The 15,946-nt window shown below is 67.5% G+C and carries 14 protein-coding genes; 5 read left to right on the forward strand and 9 right to left on the reverse strand.

The window, feature by feature from the left end; genetic code table 11:
• Positions 1-15 precede the first annotated feature (15 nt).
• The gene (locus C4V41_RS11335) at positions 16-1,002 is read left to right on the forward strand and encodes an AI-2E family transporter (RefSeq protein WP_235030059.1); all 987 of its coding nucleotides are present in this window, start codon (positions 16-18) and stop codon (positions 1,000-1,002) included.
• On the opposite strand, the gene C4V41_RS11340 is transcribed toward C4V41_RS11335, so the two are convergent.
• On the reverse strand, positions 1,003-1,494 hold the full coding sequence (locus C4V41_RS11340; protein ID WP_160150244.1) for a GNAT family N-acetyltransferase: 492 nt from the start codon (positions 1,492-1,494) through the stop codon (positions 1,003-1,005). It lies immediately after the preceding gene.
• A gap of 57 nt (positions 1,495-1,551) precedes the next feature.
• A complete protein-coding gene (locus C4V41_RS11345) occupies positions 1,552-2,073 on the reverse strand; it encodes a DivIVA domain-containing protein (RefSeq protein WP_160150245.1) in 522 nt (173 codons plus the stop codon).
• A 115-nt stretch (positions 2,074-2,188) separates the two neighbouring features.
• Here C4V41_RS11345 and C4V41_RS11350 point away from each other — a divergent pair, with 115 nt between their 5' ends.
• Entirely contained in the window at positions 2,189-2,935 is a 747-nt protein-coding gene (locus C4V41_RS11350; RefSeq protein ID WP_103955801.1) for an ABC transporter ATP-binding protein, read from the forward strand.
• Positions 2,932-3,600, forward strand: a complete 669-nt coding sequence (locus tag C4V41_RS11355; RefSeq protein WP_103955802.1) for a hypothetical protein — start codon at positions 2,932-2,934, stop codon at positions 3,598-3,600. Before C4V41_RS11350 ends, C4V41_RS11355 begins: the two co-directional genes overlap by 4 nt.
• A gap of 9 nt (positions 3,601-3,609) precedes the next feature.
• On the opposite strand, the gene rlmN is transcribed toward C4V41_RS11355, so the two are convergent.
• On the reverse strand, positions 3,610-4,710 hold the full coding sequence (rlmN, locus tag C4V41_RS11360; protein WP_103956502.1) for a 23S rRNA (adenine(2503)-C(2))-methyltransferase RlmN: 1,101 nt from the start codon (positions 4,708-4,710) through the stop codon (positions 3,610-3,612).
• A gap of 119 nt (positions 4,711-4,829) precedes the next feature.
• On the opposite strand from rlmN, the gene C4V41_RS11365 reads away from it, so the two are divergent.
• Positions 4,830-5,852 (forward strand): suppressor of fused domain protein, encoded by a 1,023-nt coding sequence (locus C4V41_RS11365; protein ID WP_103955803.1) that lies wholly within the window; start codon positions 4,830-4,832, stop codon positions 5,850-5,852.
• A gap of 8 nt (positions 5,853-5,860) precedes the next feature.
• Here C4V41_RS11365 and C4V41_RS11370 read toward each other — a convergent pair whose 3' ends face one another.
• The 6 genes from C4V41_RS11370 to C4V41_RS11400 form a co-directional block, all read right to left on the reverse strand.
• Positions 5,861-6,700 carry a phosphatidate cytidylyltransferase gene (locus tag C4V41_RS11370; RefSeq protein WP_200823908.1) on the reverse strand — a complete coding sequence of 280 codons (840 nt, stop codon included), beginning with the start codon at positions 6,698-6,700 and terminating at the stop codon, positions 5,861-5,863.
• A 787-nt stretch (positions 6,701-7,487) separates the two neighbouring features.
• Positions 7,488-8,045 (reverse strand): ribosome recycling factor, encoded by a 558-nt coding sequence (gene frr, locus C4V41_RS11375; RefSeq protein ID WP_103955804.1) that lies wholly within the window; start codon positions 8,043-8,045, stop codon positions 7,488-7,490.
• Between the two features lie 46 nt (positions 8,046-8,091).
• The gene (gene pyrH / locus C4V41_RS11380; RefSeq protein ID WP_043634871.1) at positions 8,092-8,790 is read right to left on the reverse strand and encodes a UMP kinase; all 699 of its coding nucleotides are present in this window, start codon (positions 8,788-8,790) and stop codon (positions 8,092-8,094) included.
• Between the two features lie 145 nt (positions 8,791-8,935).
• Positions 8,936-9,769, reverse strand: coding sequence for a translation elongation factor Ts (gene tsf / locus C4V41_RS11385; RefSeq protein ID WP_103955806.1), 834 nt, complete (start codon positions 9,767-9,769; stop codon positions 8,936-8,938).
• A 1,416-nt stretch (positions 9,770-11,185) separates the two neighbouring features.
• Positions 11,186-12,160, reverse strand: coding sequence for a 30S ribosomal protein S2 (gene rpsB, locus C4V41_RS11390; protein ID WP_103955807.1), 975 nt, complete (start codon positions 12,158-12,160; stop codon positions 11,186-11,188).
• A gap of 1,158 nt (positions 12,161-13,318) precedes the next feature.
• Positions 13,319-13,933, reverse strand: coding sequence for an ArsR/SmtB family transcription factor (locus tag C4V41_RS11400; RefSeq protein ID WP_103956504.1), 615 nt, complete (start codon positions 13,931-13,933; stop codon positions 13,319-13,321).
• 72 nt (positions 13,934-14,005) lie between these two features.
• On the opposite strand from C4V41_RS11400, the gene C4V41_RS11405 reads away from it, so the two are divergent.
• A complete protein-coding gene (locus C4V41_RS11405; RefSeq protein WP_103955808.1) occupies positions 14,006-15,871 on the forward strand; it encodes an MFS transporter in 1,866 nt (621 codons plus the stop codon).
• The last annotated feature ends 75 nt before the right edge of the window (positions 15,872-15,946 follow it).

Below are 15,946 nucleotides of genomic sequence, written 5' to 3' on the forward strand. Positions count from 1 at the left end.
GACAGGGGGCAGAGGATGAGGCCGTGGCGGCTGCTGGGGTGGATCGCGCTCATCGCGGTGGCCGGGTTCTGCCTCTACCACGTGCGCACGGTCGCCATGTCGATCGTCATCGGCCTCTTCCTCACGGCGCTGCTGCTGCCCCCGGCCCGCTGGCTCCGGTCACGCGGGCTGGGCCGCGCGCTCGCCACCGCGATCGTCTTCACCGGCGGGCTGCTGGTGGCGGCGGCGTTGTTCGCGCTGCTGGTGCCGCCCACGGTGAACAGCCTGACGCAGTTGCGCGACAGCGTCGGCAAGGTGCTCGAAGACCTGCACGCCCTGACCGCCCGGTTCGGGCTCGACGACCGCGAGCTCCTCGCCCAGGCCAGGCAGCACCTGGCCGCCTCCGGCCGGCAGCTCACCAGCGGGGCGCTGGCCGGGGTCAGGACGGTGGGCGAGATCGTCATCGGGGCCGTGCTGGCGGTCATCCTGTCGGTGTACTTCGTGCACGGCGGCGACCGCCTCTTCCACTGGCTGCTCGGCCTGGCCCCGGCCGCCGCCAGGACACGGCTGTCCGAGACCGGTCACCTGATCTTCTCGGTGATCGGCCGCTACATCCGCGGCATCGCGATCGTGGGGGCGGTCGACGGGTTCTTCATCGGGATCGCCCTGTGGATCCTCGGGGTGCCGCTCGCGCTGCCGCTGGCGGTGCTGACGTTCGTGGGGGCGTTCCTGCCGGTGGTGGGGGCGTTCATGGCGGGGCTGCTGGCCGCGGTCGTCGCCCTCGTGTCCAAGGGGCTGCTGGTGGCGCTGATCGTGGTGGCCGTCACGGTGGCGGTCCAGCAGATCGAGGGGCACGTGCTGGCGCCGCAGATCTACGGCAAGGCGCTCGATCTGCCGAGCGCGGTGATCCTGCTGGCGATCGCGGTGGGCAGCCTGATCGCGGGCGTCGCCGGCGCCTTCCTCGCCGCCCCGGTCACCTCGGTGCTCGTCGCCCTCCTCCACCGCCCCTCGCCACCTGTCTGATCATTCGCGGGCGGCGTCGTCCTGGACCAGCAGCTCCAGTTCCAGCTCATGCCTGATCGGGATGCCGTCGGACTCGGCCGGGATGCCGGGCTTGAGTGCCCGTACCCGATCCACCGCGTTCCGGTGCAGGGCGACCAGGTCGAAGCCGTAGCGCTGGTAGAAGCGCAGGGCGTGGGTGTTGTCGTTGGTGGTGACCAGCCGGAGCCGGGCCACGCCTCGCTCGGCGGCGACCGCGCGCACCGCGTCCAGTAGCGCCTTTCCGGCCCCCACGCCGGGGAGCACGGCGTCGATGGTGATGACCTCCACAGAGCCGTCGCGCTCGGCGTAGGTGAGCACACCGGCGGGCTCCGCGCCGGACTCGGCGATGAAGCCGGGCAGCTTGGCGGCGTCCACCAGCTCGCCGCGGCCCAGGGCCATCACGGTGGACCCGCCCCAGCTTCCGGTGAGCACCCGGGTGACCAGCGGCAGGTCGTCAGGCGTTAGGGGGCGCACGGAGATCGCCATGAGGTTCGCTGTTCCAGTACGTCTAGGTTCGCTGTTCCAGGACGTCTAGGTTCGCTGTTCCAGGACGTCGGCGATGCCCGCCAGAAACGCGTCCACGTCCGCGATCAGATAGCCGGACCGGAACAGCACGGTCGAGAACTTGGCCGCCCGCACCTCTTTCGCCGTCACCGGATAGTCGGTCGTGCCGCGCAGCGTGGCCACGATCCGGTCGAGGAAGGCGTCGATCTCGTCCTCGTTGTAGCCGGTGCCCATGCGCCCGGGGCGGAAGGCCACCCGTTCCACGCGGGCGGCCTGCGTCTCGAACCACTCCTCGCGCAGCATCTCGCCGGTGGGCTCGTGCATGGCCAGCCGGATGGGCCGCCTGGCCTGCGTCTCCAGAGCCACGACGAACGCTTCGAGAGCGAAGTCCACCGCGGTCTCCTGGTAGCCGCCGCGCTTGGCGCGGAACGTGGCTCTGCGCACCTCGTCCGCGGTGACGGGCTCGAGCGCGTGAGAGCCTCGGCCCAGGGTCGATTCGATCCGCCCGATCAGGGCGTCGACTTCGACGGGTTCATAGCCTGAACGCATACCCATGACGCGCGGAAAGCGGTTCAAGCCTCACTCCTCTTGAGATGTGCTGGGGTCTCTCCATTGTCGGTCCTTTATCCCGGCCATGCGACCCGAGATATACCGTTACAGCACCATGCGTCTGTCCAAGGTCTCTTTCCGCTACCGAAGACGTGATTCTTTCGTCATCGAAGACGCCGACGCCCACCTCGCCCCCGGCGACGTGATCGAGCTCACCGGCGTTAACGGAGCAGGCAAGTCCACTCTGCTCCGTCTCCTGGCCGGCCTCGCCCGGCCGACGACGGGCACGATCGCCGACCGCCCGGCCGTCGTGGGCTTCGCCCCGGACCGCTTTCCCACAGATCAGGCGTTCACGGTCACGGCCTACCTGCGGCACATGTCCCGGGTACGCGGCCACGCCCGCTGGGAGCCGTGGACCGAGCGCCTGAACATGGGCCACCTCCTCGCCACGCCCCTGAGCGACCTGTCCAAGGGCAGCGCGCACAAGGTGGGCCTGGTCCAGGCACTCATGGCCGAACCCGGGCTGCTGATCCTGGACGAACCGTTCGCCGGCCTGGACACCGACACGCGTGTCACGCTGCCTTCGATAGCGACGGAGGTGGCCGGCAGAGGTGGCATCGTCATCGCCAGCGACCACCAGGGTGGTTTACGCGGCCTGCCGGGCCTGCGCCACTGGACCGTACTCGACGGCCACCTCAAGGAAAGCACCACCAACCCCCCGCAGCTCGAAACAGCCGCCGCTGGGACCACCGGCCTGACCTCCACCGTCGCCGTCACCGTGCCCATCGGCGACCTTCCGGACTTTCTCACCAGGATGCGCGCCGAGGGATACCGAGCCAGCGAAGTCGAGGAGACCGGATGATCGCCCTGGCCGTCTTCCGCCTGGCCGCCTACGTCCGCTCTCACCGCGTCTACCAGGCGTTACTCCTCACCCTGGGCCTGCTGGCGATCGTCTACGGCAACCGGGCCCCGAGAGGCGCGGAGGCGACGGTGCTCACGGACGGCGCCGTACTGATCATTCCCATCCTCGCCTGGGCCGCCAGGAGCCTGCTCGACACCGAGCCCGACCGGCAGCGCGAGATGTCGGCGATCCAGGTCGGCGGCCGGGGCAGGGAGGTGGCGGCGGGCCTGGTGGCGGCGTTCGCGGCGTGCCTCACGTTCGCGGCGCTCGGCATGGCCTGGGCGGTCCTGCTCGGCATGACCGGCACCCCGTCGTCAGGGCTGCTGAGCGCGGCCTTCGTCATGTACGGGCTGTCCGCCCTAACCGGCACCGCCCTGGGCGCCCTCACCAGCCGCGTCATCCTGCCGTCGCCGGCCATCTCGATCATGGTCCTGCTGCTCGGCTTCATGGCGATGCTGCTGCTGAGCGCCTCATCCTTCTACTGGCTCACGGTCCCGCTCATCACCTGGATGAAGGCCGCGAACTCCGGCGACCTCCTCATCCAGTTTCCCCAGCTCGCGGCGATCTCCCTGGCCTGGTGCGTGGCCGGACTGACCGCGTACGCCTGGCTCAGGCGCAGGGCATAGGGGGCCCGCTCATTCGGCGGCGGCGAGCTGCCCGCAGGCGCCGTCGATCTCCCGGCCCCGCGTGTCACGCACCGTCACCGGCACCCCGTGGAACTGCAGCCGCCGCACGAACGCCCGCTCGTCCTCCGGCCGCGAAGCCGTCCACTTGGACCCTGGCGTCGGGTTGAGCGGAATGAGGTTGACGTGCACCAGCTTGTTCTTGACCAGCTTGCCGAGCAGATCGGCCCGCCACTCGTGGTCGTTGATGTCCTTGATCAGCGCGTATTCGATCGAGACGCGCCGCTTGGTCTTGGCGGCGTAGGCCCAGGCCGCGTCGAGCACCTCGGCCACCTTCCACCGGGTGTTGATCGGCACCAGCGTGTCGCGCAGCTCGTCGTCGGGCGCGTGCAAGGACAGCGCCAGCGTGACCGGCAGCCCCTCGTCGGCGAGCTTGCCGATCGCGGGCACCAGGCCGACGGTGGAGACCGTGACGCCGCGCGCCGAGATGCCCAGCCCGTCGGGCGCGGGCTCCACCATGCGGCGCACCGCCCCGATCACCTGCTTGTAGTTGGCCAGCGGCTCGCCCATGCCCATGAACACCACGTTGTTGACCCGCCCGGGCCCGCCGGGAATGTCGCCGGCGGCCAGCGCCCGCGCCCCGGACACGACCTGCTCGACGATCTCGGCGGTCGACATGTTGCGGGTCAGCCCGGCCTGGCCGGTGGCGCAGAACGGGCAGTTCATGCCACAGCCGGCCTGCGACGACACGCACATCGTGACGCGGTCGGGATAGCGCATGAGCACGGACTCGACCAGCGCGCCGTCGAACAGCCGCCACAGCGTCTTACGGGTGGTGCCGCCGTCGGTGGTCTGCTCCTTGACCGGCGTGAGCAGGTCGGGCAGCAGCGCGGACAGCTTCTCCCTGGCCGTCGCGGGCAGGTCGGTCATCGCGTTGACGTCGGTGGTGAGACGCTCGAAGTAGTGGCGCGAGAGCTGGTCGGCGCGGAAGGCCTTCTCCCCCAGCTCGGTGACGGCGGCCCGCCGGTCGGCCATCGACAGGTCGGCCAGGTGCCGTGCGGGCTTGGCCCGCCGGGGCGCGACGAAGGTGAGCTGGCCTGCTGGCTGGGACACGTTGCTGCCTTTGCTTGAGGGGTTGTCGACCAGGGTAGTGAACGTTCGGATCGGAGGTGGCATTCCTGGTCACGGTACGGCTCGCGTCTTGGTCTCCGCCGGATCTACAGTCATCACGTATGGCGATTTTTCGGTCGGCATCTGGCGAGGGTGGCACCGAGGTCGTTCTCGCCGCCGGTAACCCGTACGGCAGCCGGACGCTCGTGGTCGAGCGGGACGAGGACTCCTCGGTAGCTTACCTGTGCTCGCCCGAAGGTACGGTGCACGGCGCCGTCTGGCTGGCCAACCACCGGCCCGCCCCGCCCGTCGTCGACCTCGCCCGCATCAACTCCGGCCTGCCGCCGCTGATGCCCAGGCCCAACACGCTGCACCCCGACGGCCGCCGGCCGCTCGGCCAGCTCAACCCGCTGTGGTTCGAGGAGGGCGACGGGGTGGCGCTCTACGAGAACGACGAGCTGCTGGCCGTCATCCCGGGCTGGGCGGACATGAGCAGGGGCATGCCCGGATACGCGCGCGACGCGGTGGGCGAGTCGCCGTTCGCGTGGGCGTTGTCGGAGGCGCTCGAAGGGCTGCGGCCCCGTATCTCCAACGCCAGATCCTACTGGCGCTGGCGGCACAGCGAAGGGTCGTGGCCGTCGTTCCAGCAGTTCGTGATGGGGCATCTGGACGGGGTGCTGGGGCCGGCCGATCGATACTGGGACGCCAGCGGCGAACGGCTGCCGACCGTCGGCATCACCGAGCGGCCGCCGCAGCAGGATCGCGGGTTCACCGTGCTGTCCACGGTGGGGATGAGCTGTCAGCGTATGCCGACGGTGGAGCAGTGGATCGACAAGCCGGGGGCGTACGCCAGGATCGAGCTGGCCGTGGCCACCCGCGAGGACCCGCGTGACGCGGCGCTGCTGCTGGTGTGGCTGTCGCAGTATCCGTGGCACTCGGTGACGTGGCTGGGCCACGGGCACACGGCCAAGTGGTATCACGCGCCTGAGACGTTCCCGCTGGGTCCGCAGTATTCGGGCGTCCTGATGCAGGCCAACCCACCCCACATGCCCGACATGTCAGGATTTGCGTTCGGCGGTGAGGCCGTACGGTGGCTGTGGCTGTCCCCCATCACCACGCAGGCCATGGAGTCGCAGCGCCACTAGGCTCTTCTTCAGAAGAAGAGCGTCATCAGCAGCCAGGCCGGCACCAGCGTCGTCACCAGCGAGTCCAGCCGGTCCATCAGGCCGCCGTGCCCCGGCAGGATCGTGCCCAGGTCCTTGATACCGAGATCCCGCTTGATCATCGACTCGATCAGGTCGCCCACCGTGGCCAGCAGCGCCGCCAGCGCGCCGATCAGCGCGCCCTGCCAGATCTCGCCCCCGAGCAGCCACACGACCAGCCAGCCCCCAACGGCCACACAGGCGATGACCGACCCGGCGAACCCCTCCCAGGTCTTCTTCGGGCTGATCACCGTCATCTTGTGGCGGCCGAAGAGCACGCCCGCGATGTAGCCGCCGATGTCGCTCGCCACGGTCACCGCGATGAAGATCACCACCCGGTGGTGGCCGTCCTCCGCCTCCAGCATCAGCGCCGCGAACGCGCTCAGCATCGCGGGGTAGAACAGCGTGAACACCGAGGCGGTGGCGTCCCGTACGTAGCCGTCCGTACCGTCGCTGAACATCCGCCAGACCAGCAGCACCAGCGCCGACAGGGCGAACGTGGCCAGCAACCACATCGGCCCGCCCCAGTAGGCCCCCGCCTGCATCGCCACCAGGCCCGCGAGCACCGGCACGGCGGGAACCTTGATGTCCCGGGTGTCGAAGGCCTTGATCAGCTCCAGCACGCCGACGCCGACGGCCCCCACCAGGACCAGGAGGAACAACTCCTTGATCGTGTAGAGGGTGCCGAGAACCAGCGCCCCCAGCACCACGCCGACGGCTATCGCGGCGGGCAGGTTCCTTCCGGTACGGCTGCCGCCGCTCGAGCTGGTGCCAGCCGTACGTTCGTCCACAGATCTCTCCAAGAGCCACGGCCCCCGGCCGCCAGAAGCCACGGCTCCTATCACGGGGGCCTAGAGCCACAGCCCCAATCGCCAGTGCCGCGCCACGGCCCCGTACACCCGGGACCGAGCCACAGCCCCAATCCTGGTGGCCGAAAGTCACGGCCGCCACCATCGGGGTCGGAGCCGAGCGCCCACGCCCTTGCCACCAGCTTGCCACCGGGACGAGGACCGCGGGCGCAGGGCCCATCACCCACGGCGGCCCACCGAACACGGGCCACCGCAGGCGCTTCGTATCACCGGCCCACCTGGAGGCGGACCCGCGTCGCGCTACCAGCCCACCCTAGAGGCAGACCCACTACGTACGGCGACCCACCTCGCGGAGCGCCGCCCAGTCTTGAGCAACTCGACCCTCAAGCCGACTCAGACCTCAAGCAACTTGAAGCCCCCGAGCCAACCCAGACCTCAAGCAACCTGAGGCCCTCAAACCGACCCAAACCCTCAGCAACCTGAGGCATTCAGGCCGACCCAGACTCCCAGCAACCTGAGGCCCTCGGGCCGGACTCGAACCTCAAGCAACCCGGAGCCCCAAAGCCGACCCGAACCTCAAGCAACTCGGAGCCCTAAAGCCGACACGAGCCTCAGGCGACCCAGAGATTCCGGGGCTTCAAGCGACCCGGAGCCTTCCAGGCTTCGAGGCTCCGAGCGACCCAGAGCCTTCGAGCCGCTCAAAGACCTCGAAACCTCGAACGAGTCGACTCGACTCGACTCGACTCGAACAAACTTGGCTCGACTCGACTCAGACCTCGAGCAGCTCGGTTTCCTTGTGCTTGAGCAGCTCATCGATCTTCGCGACGTGCTTCTGAGTGAGGTCGTCGAGCTCCTTCTCGGCCCGCCTGACCTCATCCTCACCCGCCTCGCCGTCCTTGATCATCTTGTCGAGCGTCTCCTTGGCCGTGCGGCGGATGTTACGCACCGACACCTTGGCCTGCTCGCCCTTGTTCTTGGCGACCTTGATGTACTCCTTGCGCCGCTCCTCGGACAGCTCCGGGAACGTCACGCGGATCACCTGGCCGTCGTCGGTCGGGTTGACGCCGAGGTCGGAGTCGCGGATGGCCTTCTCGATCGCACCCATCGAGCTCTTGTCGTAGGGCTGGATGAGAACCATGCGCGCCTCGGGCACGTGGAACGACGCCAGCTGCTGGATCGGCGTCGGCGTGCCGTAGTACTCGGCGTTGATCTTGTTGAACATCGAAGGGGTGACCCGGCCCGTACGGATGCTCGCGAAGTCCTCCTTCGCGACCGAGACGGCCTTGTCCATTTTTTCCTCGGCTTCGAGGAGGGTTTCGTCGATCACAGCGGCTCCCTGTCGTCTTCTAGCTGGCGGTGTCGGGCTCGCTCGCTCATTTGCCTGCGGGACTCACCAGCGTGCCGATTTTCTCACCGCGTACCGCTCGCAGGATGTTGCCCTCGCCCATGAGGTCGAAGACCACAATCGGCAGATCGTTGTCCTTGCACAGGCTGATCGCGGTCGCGTCCATGACTGCGAGGTCGCGGAGCAGCACCTCGCCGTAGTCAAGATGGTCGAACCTGACCGCATCCGGATTCTTCCGTGGATCGGAGTCGTAGATCCCGTCCACCTGCGTACCCTTGAGCAGCGCTTCGGCGCCGATCTCCAGGGCGCGCTGGGACGCCGCGGTGTCGGTGGAGAAGAACGGCGAGCCGAGCCCGGCGCCGAAGATCACCACGCGCCCCTTCTCGAGGTGCCTGATCGCACGGCGCGGCAGGAACGGCTCAGCCACCTGCTGCATGGTGATGGCGGTCTGCACGCGCGTCTCCACGCCCCGCCGTTCGAGGAAGTCCTGTAGTGCCAGGCAGTTGATGACGGTGCCCAGCATGCCCATGTAGTCGGCTCTGGCCCGGTCTATGCCGCCTTGCGACAGGGTGGCGCCGCGGAACATGTTGCCGCCGCCGACCACGACCGCGACCTGCACGCCCTCCTTGACCGCCTCGGCGATCGAATCGGCCAGGTGATCGACGACCACCGGATCGATGCCGAGCGGCTCGCTGCCGGCGAACGCCTCCCCTGACAGCTTCAACATCACCCGCTTCCACCGTAGTGGTCCTTGCGGGTTTGGAAATGGGGAAGCCGCCGTCCGTGTGGATTCGTGGGCTGTCTCCCGGTGGTCCTGCACGGCGGCGGCCTCCTTCATTCGGCGGATCGTTGAGCTGGCAGCTTGCCTAAGCCTAAGCCTGACCGACCTTGAAGCGGACAAAGCCGAGGACCTCGACACCGTTCTCGTCGGCGTACTTGCCCACGCTCTTCTTGTTGTCCTTCACAAAGGCCTGCTGCAGCAGCGTGAAGTCCTTGTACCAGCCGTTGACGCGGCCCTCGACGATCTTGCCGATGGCGGCCTCGGGCTTGCCCTCGTCGCGGGTCATCTCTTCGAAGAGCTTGCGCTCCTTCTCGACGACCTCGGCGGGTACGGAGTCGGCCTTGAGGTACTGCGGGGCCATGGCAGCGGCGTGCTGCGCGATGTCCTTGGCGACCTCGGCGTTCGGCTTGTCGAGCTGGACCAGCACGCCCACCGCCGGCGGCAGCGCCGGGTCGGTCTTGTGCATGTAGGCGCCGATGTAGCCGCCCTCCAGCACCGAGAACCGGCGGACCTCGATCTTCTCGCCGAGCGCGGCGTTGGCGACGTCGAGGTGCTCCTTGACGGACTTGCCGTCGAAGGAGGACTCCAGCAGCGTCGCCACGTCGGCGGGCTTGGTCTCGAGGATGTGCGCGACGACCTGGGCGGCCAGCTCCTGGAAGCGCTCGCCCTTGGCCACGAAGTCGGTCTCGCAGTTGAGCTCGAGGAGCGCGGCGGAGGAGTCACCGTCCTGCTTGAGCGCCACGAGGCCGTTGGAAGCGGTGCGAGCCTCGCGCTTGCCCACGTCCTTGGCGCCCTTGAGGCGCAGCAGCTCGATGGCGCGGTCGAAGTCGCCCTCGGACTCCTCCAGCGCCTTCTTGCAGTCCATCATGCCGGCAGCGGTGATCTCGCGAAGCCGCTTGACGTCGGCCATGTTCACGGAAGCCATTGCTCTTTTTCCTTGTGGGATTTCGTCGTCGTCATCGTGGATCGGGCGGGCACCGAATCATCCGGCCGCCCACCCTTTGTTCGTACGGCAACCAGGTGCCGTACGGGAGCGTTGTCTGTCGTACTCGTGACTCGGCTCAGCCCGGCTCTGCTGCTGCTTCGCTCGGCATACTGCCCAGCCTCGCCTCGGCCTACCACCTCAGCACAGCACTCGCCTCACCTCAGCACTCGAACCAGCCCGGCCCGACCTCGAACCAGCAACCACCTGGCCCAACCTCGAACCTGTAACCGTCTGGTCCGACCTCGAACCAGTAACCGCCTGGTTCAACCTCAGCTCAGCAACCACCTTGCCTGGCCTCAGCTCAGCATCCGCCGCGCCTCAGCACCAGCTTCAACCCAGCCACCGCTTCAGTCCGGCAACCGCCAGGCCCAGCCTCAGCTCAGCAACCGCCCAGCCTCAACCCGGCAACCACCTGGCAAGACCCCAGCTCAGCAACCGCTTGACCCGGCTCCAGCTCGGCAACCGCCTGACCTGACTCCGGCCCAGCAACCGCCTGACCTGATTCATGCCCTGCAACCGCCTAGCCTGGCCGGCTCCAGCTCAGCAACCGCCTGGCCCAACCTCGAGCTCAGCAACCGCCTCACTCACCTGGCTCAACCCGGCACCAACCGAACCTCAGCCTCAGCCTCAGCCTCAGCCTCAGCCTCAGCGACCGGCCACCACCCCACCCGGCCTTCCAAACCACGGCCCGAACACTCAAATTCCGAACCATGACCAGAACACCCAAGTGAAGTCGCATCCAGAAGCGGTCACACCATGCCCGCACGCCTTTGTACGATCACGGGCCACCGCCCTGTCTTCGCCGCCTGCGCCTTGGCCTGGCTTACCGCCCGAGCCCAGGGGCCGCCCCGCCCGGCATGCCGTACCGACTCAGCCATTTGCCGAGCCAGCACACACACCTTGCCTGACCGACCACCAAGAACTCTCAACCGCCGGTGGCTTGCCCTATTCAGCTGTCACGTTGCCTTGCCGCTCTGCCTCGCGCTGTTCCGCATCGCCTCACCGAGGTCGCAGAACACCACTCCGCAGGCGTTGCCGTGGGCATCCGCCCTGTTAGCAGACAGAGCCGCGCCACGCCTTACCGTGCCAAACCCGAACCTACTCGGCCGCCTCAGCGCGTACCCTCACGTGCCCTAACCCTGCCTGCGGCAACATCCGCCACCAGGACCCTCAACGACCACCAAGAAGATGACCGGCGAGAAGAACACCTGAAGATCCACCAGGCCCCTCAAGCCAAACCCTGGGATCAAGCCCTAAGACAAGACCCCTGAGTTCAGGCCTCGAAGCCGAACCTGAAGCCAGACTCCCCGATTCGCAGCCGAAGCCGAAACCGACATCGGGGAGTCTGAAGCAGCATCAGGCCTGCTGCTCGGTCTCGCCCTCAGCAGCAGCGGCCGGAGCCTCAGCCGGGGTCTCGACCGGAGCCTCGGCGGGGACCTCAGCCTCGGTCGAAGCCGCAGCCTCAACAGCGGCCTCGGTGGCAGCGCCTTCCTCGGCAACGGCCTCCTCGGCAACGGCCACGGGAGCAGCCGCGGCCTCGTCGGCAGGACGCTCACCGGTGCCCTGCTCGATGAGCTCGCGCTCCCACTCAGCCAGCGGCTCGGCGGCGGCCGGCTTCTCGTCACCGCGAGCGGCGCCGGAGCGAGCCATCAGACCGGCCGCGACACCGTCGGCGACGACCCTGGTCAGCAGACCGACGGCGCGGATGGCGTCGTCGTTGCCCGGGATCGGGTAGTCGACCTCGTCGGGGTCGCAGTTGGTGTCGAGGATCGCGACGACCGGGATGCCAAGCTTCTTGGCCTCGCTGATCGCGATGTGCTCCTTCTTGGTGTCGACGATCCACACCGCGCTGGGCACGCGGCCCATGTCACGGATACCGCCGAGCGTGCGCTCGAGCTTGTCCTTCTCGCGACGGCGCATGAGGAGCTCCTTCTTGGTGAGCCCCGAGGCGGCGACGTTGTCGAAGTCGAGCTCCTCGAGCTCCTTCAGACGCTGAAGCCTCTTGTGCACGGTGGAGAAGTTGGTGAGCATGCCACCCAGCCAGCGCTGGTTGACGTACGGCATGCCAACGCGAGCGGCCTGCTCGGCGATGGCCTCCTGGGCCTGCTTCTTGGTGCCGATGAACAGGATCGTGCCGCCGTGGGCGACGGTCTCCTTGACGAAGTCGTAGGCACGGTCGATGAACGACAGCGACTTCTGCAGGTCGATGATGTAAATGCCGTTGCGCTCGGTGAAGATGAAGCGCTTCATCTTCGGGTTCCAGCGCCGGGTCTGGTGACCGAAGTGAACGCCACTCTCGAGCAGCTGTCGCATGGTGACGACGGGGGCCATGTGCTGGTCCTCCAGGTCTTGGCGCCCTGCGGATGGGCGCGGTTTTCGGTTATGCCGCGACAGCGCGTTGTCTGCCGCCCTGATGCCCCGAACCCGCTCCCGCCGGGCACGTGGCCCGGACCGAAGGCGCGGTCCGCAATGGGGCATGCGAAGTCGGCCTGTGGTCACAGGCCACCGAAAAGTCTACCTCCCACGCCACCCCGGCCTGACCGTCCACGGTCAAAGGGCCACCCCACGCCTCCATCCCCACCAAACCCAACCATCAGCCCAAATCCCACTTCAGCCCGCAAACCCCCACTCACACACCCCCACCCCAAGCCACTTCACCCAACAACCCAAGCCACCCCACCAACCAGCCCCGGCCACCCCACCAACCCGAGCTACCTCACCAACTGAGCCGCGCCACCCCACTCACCAGCCCTCGCCATCCACCGACCTGAGCTACCTCGCCAGCTAGCCCGAGCTACCCACCAACCAGCCCGCGCCAGCCACCGACCCAAACTGCTAACCCACCAACTCGCGCCAACCCAGCTACCTCACCGCCCAACCCCGGCCACCCCACCAGCCCGAGCCACCCCACCCAACCCGAGCCACCCCACCCAACCCTGGCCACCCCACCGGCCAACCCTGGCCACCCACCCAACCCCAGCTACCCACCCAACCCGAGCTACCCCACCGGCCAACCCTGACCACCCACCCAACCCAGGTTGCCCCACCAGTCGGGGCCTCTCCCCGTCCCGCGCCACCCCACCAACTAGCCCACGTCACGCACCAACCCGAGCTACCTCCCAACTAACCCACGCCACCCCAATAGCCAGCCCGAGCCACCCCACCCGAACTGCCCAACCCACCAACCCGCGCCACCCAGCTACCTCGCCGCCCAACCCCGGCCACCCCGCCCGGCAAGTTGCCCCGCCAACCGGGGCCTCTCCCTCAGCCCGAGCTATCCCTCACCCTCACCAGCCCGAACCCCCGCTCAATCCCCGAACCACCACCAACGCTTCAACACGACCGCCTCAGCACTCCTCTCCAAACCAGCACCACCCGATCTGCAACCACTCAGGCCGCCGATCTCCCGAGCCGCCCAACCGCCGTGTCCTCCCAGGCCGCCACCGCCCGACCTCCACACCCCGACGTTGCGGCACCGCACCCCGACGTTCAGACCGCGTCGTGATCCTCGGTCGGCAGCCCCGGAACCCCTCTCTTCGCAACCGGGAACAAATTGACCTGAACCTCAGAGATCCTGGCCCCTTCCGGCGCCTCCGCCTCACTACGCCGTCGCACCCGATAGGGCTCGATCAACTTCTCGATCCCGTCCCTCAACTGCGCCAGTTCCTGAGCACTCACCCTGATCCGAGTCCGGCCGAACTGCGTCGCGTCACGCCAATCCTCAGGCTCCTGATCAACCTGCGACAGAGCTCGATTCGCCTCGTCATTGGCCTCCCGCCGAAACGCCGCCATCAACGAAACCTTGGCCGCCCGAACCTCCGGCTGATCCTCAGGCAGAACACCAACGCTGAGCGACTTGTCCACCGCCTGCCACAACCGCTCCCGGCCATCCCCTCGCGGCGGCGCATCCTCCACGAACCCGTACTTGGCCAACATCCGCAAGTGATAGCTGGCAGCACTGGGCGTGATCCCCGCAATCTCGGCCACCTCGGTGGCAGTAGCACTCCCCTCGACGCCAAGCCTGTCCAGAATCATCAGCCTCGCCGGATGAGCCAGCGCCCGCATCGCTTTGGGGTCACTGAGCCACTCACTGTCCCGCGTCATGAGCCAAAGGTACCTAGCCACAGTTCTGAAGTATTGCTTTCAGAACTGTGAAGGACTACCTTCACATCTATTATGAAGCGTTCCCTTCACAACCGAACCAGCCCCACCACAGCCACAAGCACCGCCCCCGCCACCTCCCGAACCGTCACCACCCCCGAAGCGACACCAGTAGAGCCAACCCCAAAGGCAGCATCAGAAGGCCTCACCCCGGAGGCAACGCCAGGAGGCCCTACTCCGGAGGCAACGCCAGGAGACCTCACCCCGAAGACAGCACCAGAAGGCCCCACTCTGGAAGCGACACCAGCAGGCCGTACTCCGAAATCGGCACCAGCAGCCCCCACCCCAGCGACTGCACCAAAGGCATCCAGACCAACCTCACCAACCGCCGCTACCTCAGCAGCCAAGCCAGAACCCACGAGACCGGCGGCCACACCAACTGCCATCGCACCTGAGCCGCCACCAATAACCACCTCACTTGAGAAACCGCCAAGAGCCGCCTCACCTGGAACGCCCCTTGGAGACGGCGCCCTTGGAGACGGCACCTCGGGAGACAGCACGCTTGGTGACGGCGCTCCTGGAGTCACCGTCTCTGAAGCGGCACCCAGAGCCCCGGCTCCTGAAACACCACCCGATGGCACCACCCCCCTCCGCAAGCAACGCGACTATCGCCTGCTCTGGACAGCCCGAACCATCTCGATCACCGGCTCAGAAGTGTCCAAACTGGCCATCCCCCTGACCGCGATCACCTTGCTCACCGCATCCCCCTCCCAAATGGGCATACTGACGGCCGCAGCCTCCATACCGGCTCTCCTGCTCGGCCTCCAATCAGGCGCCATAGCCGACCGGCTGACCCGCCACCGCCCACTGATGATCGCTTGCGAACTCGTGTCCTGCGCAGCCGCCGCCACGGTCCCCGTTGCCTGGCTCCTGGGCATCCTGAACGTCACCTGGTTGATCGTCGTAGCGTTGGTGATCGGCTCGGCCGGAGTGCTCTTCAAGGCGGCGAACTTCCCTCATGTGGCCGCAGTCGTCGCCCCCGCACAGCGAACCGAGGCGATGGCCGGCTTCCACGCCTCCTATTCGGTGGCCTCAGTCAGCGGCCCCGGCCTGTCGGGCCTCCTGGTACAACTCCTCACGGCACCCCTGGCCGTACTCACGGAAGCTTTGGCGTTCCTGACATCAGCCCTGCTGCTCCGCTCCATCCGTACCCCAGAGAAGACCACTCCCGCAGCGTCCCGAGGCATGTGGCGCGACGTCGTGGAGGGCCTCAAAACCAGCGTCACCCATCCCCTGCTACGCGCTCTCCTGGGCGCAGGCATCACGATCAATTTCTTCGCCATGGCGTACACCGCTGTCTACATGCTCTACATGCTGAACACGCTCAACATCCCCAAGGCCCTGATCGGTGTCCTCATCTCCCTGAGCGGCGTAGGCGGCCTCCTCGGCGCCTGGCTGACCGCCCGCCTCTCCAAGCGCTACGGCGAAAACCGCATCCTGCTCATCACGGTGCTCTTCTTCCCCATGGAAACCCTCGCGGTCGGCCTGCTGGACGGCCCTCTGTGGTGGAAGATCTCACTGCTCTCAATCACCGGAACGATCACAGGCGGCATCGTCGTAGCCTTCGCCACCTGCATGGGCGCCATCACCCTCCGCGAAACCGCCCCAGAACTCCGCGGCAGGGTGAACGCCACCATGACCTTCGCGGTTCAAGGCGTCCTCGCCCTCGGTGGCCTGGCCGGAGGCGTCCTGGCCGAATTCATCGGCCTCCGCCCGGTCATCCTCATCTGTACCGCGGGCATAGCCCTGAGCTCCGTCTGGATCTGGACATCCCCTCTACGCCCCCGCCGCCCCAAACCCTCAGCCCCGAACACACCGCCCGGACCCCCGACGATCACGGACTCCATGGACACTCTCGTCCACACCAAGCGCTATTCCTAGCCCTGCCAAAGCCCAACGCCCAAGCTCACAACCAGCCCGCTACCAAGACCGAAGCTCACAGCCAACCCGCTCCCA

This window comes from Nonomuraea solani (assembly GCF_900108335.1).
In the GTDB taxonomy this organism is placed as follows: Bacteria; Actinomycetota; Actinomycetes; order Streptosporangiales; family Streptosporangiaceae; genus Nonomuraea; species Nonomuraea solani.

Excerpts from the sequence above, each read along its gene's own strand:
- rpsB (WP_103955807.1), bottom strand. The coding sequence starts at position 12,160 with ATGGCCCCCGTCGTCACCATGCGACAGCTGCTCGAGAGTGGCGTTCAC.
- C4V41_RS11335 (WP_235030059.1), top strand. The coding sequence starts at position 16 with ATGAGGCCGTGGCGGCTGCTGGGGTGGATCGCGCTCATCGCGGTGGCC.
- C4V41_RS11400 (WP_103956504.1), bottom strand. The coding sequence starts at position 13,933 with ATGACGCGGGACAGTGAGTGGCTCAGTGACCCCAAAGCGATGCGGGCG.
- C4V41_RS11365 (WP_103955803.1), top strand. The coding sequence starts at position 4,830 with ATGGCGATTTTTCGGTCGGCATCTGGCGAGGGTGGCACCGAGGTCGTT.
- tsf (WP_103955806.1), bottom strand. The coding sequence starts at position 9,769 with ATGGCTTCCGTGAACATGGCCGACGTCAAGCGGCTTCGCGAGATCACC.
- C4V41_RS11350 (WP_103955801.1), top strand. The coding sequence starts at position 2,189 with ATGCGTCTGTCCAAGGTCTCTTTCCGCTACCGAAGACGTGATTCTTTC.
- C4V41_RS11355 (WP_103955802.1), top strand. The coding sequence starts at position 2,932 with ATGATCGCCCTGGCCGTCTTCCGCCTGGCCGCCTACGTCCGCTCTCAC.
- C4V41_RS11405 (WP_103955808.1), top strand. The coding sequence starts at position 14,006 with ATGAAGCGTTCCCTTCACAACCGAACCAGCCCCACCACAGCCACAAGC.
- C4V41_RS11345 (WP_160150245.1), bottom strand. The coding sequence starts at position 2,073 with ATGCGTTCAGGCTATGAACCCGTCGAAGTCGACGCCCTGATCGGGCGG.
- pyrH (WP_043634871.1), bottom strand. The coding sequence starts at position 8,790 with ATGTTGAAGCTGTCAGGGGAGGCGTTCGCCGGCAGCGAGCCGCTCGGC.